The following is a 761-nucleotide window of genomic DNA, read 5'->3' on the forward strand; positions in this document are numbered from 1 at the left end:
AGCGACGCCGAATGGCATCGCCGGCTCACGCCCGCCCAGTACACGGTCCTGCGCGAAGCCGGTACCGAGCGCCCGTACACCAGCCCGCTGAACGACGAGCACCGGCACGGCACGTTCGCGTGTGCCGGCTGCGACCTCGCGCTGTTCTCGTCGGCCACCAAGTTCGACAGCCATACAGGCTGGCCGAGCTTCTGGAAGCCGCTCGACCACGCGGTCGCCACCCACACCGACGCGTCGTTCGGGATGATCCGCACCGAAGTGCACTGCCGCCGCTGCGGCGGCCATCTCGGCCACGTGTTCGACGACGGCCCGCCGCCGACCGGCCTGCGCTACTGCATGAACGGCCTCGCCCTCGCCTTCCACCCCGCCACCGCCTGATCCGGCCCCACGCCTGATCGACTGGAGAACGCACCATGCTGCTCATCGTCCTTGCCTATCTCGGCGGCGTGCTCACGATCCTGAGCCCGTGCATCCTGCCCGTGCTGCCGTTCGTGTTCGCGCGCGCCGACCAGCCGTTCGTGCGCACCGGCCTGCCGCTGCTGGCCGGCATGGCCCTCACGTTCGCCGTCGTCGCGACGCTCGCGGCCGTCGGCGGCGGCTGGGTCGCGCAAGCCAACCAGGCCGGCCGCTGGGTCGCCATCGTGCTGCTCGCGGTGTTCGGCCTGACGCTGCTGATGCCGCGTCTCGCGGAGCACCTGACGCGACCGCTCGTCGCCGCCGGCAACCGGCTCACCGGCTTCGCGCAACGCGACGGCCGCCCG

2 protein-coding genes are annotated in these 761 nt (G+C 72.0%); both read left to right on the forward strand.

The features are described from left to right. The coding region (gene msrB / locus DPV74_RS41650; protein WP_119339301.1) for a peptide-methionine (R)-S-oxide reductase MsrB at positions 1-378 on the forward strand (378 nt) is incomplete at its 5' end. A 35-nt stretch (positions 379-413) separates the two neighbouring features. After that, positions 414-761, forward strand: a 348-nt coding sequence (locus tag DPV74_RS41655; RefSeq protein WP_374709023.1) for a cytochrome c biogenesis CcdA family protein, incomplete at its 3' end; no start/stop codon positions are given.

It is taken from the genome of Burkholderia sp. HAN2018, assembly GCF_024704855.1.
Classification (GTDB): Bacteria; Pseudomonadota; Gammaproteobacteria; order Burkholderiales; family Burkholderiaceae; genus Burkholderia; species Burkholderia cepacia.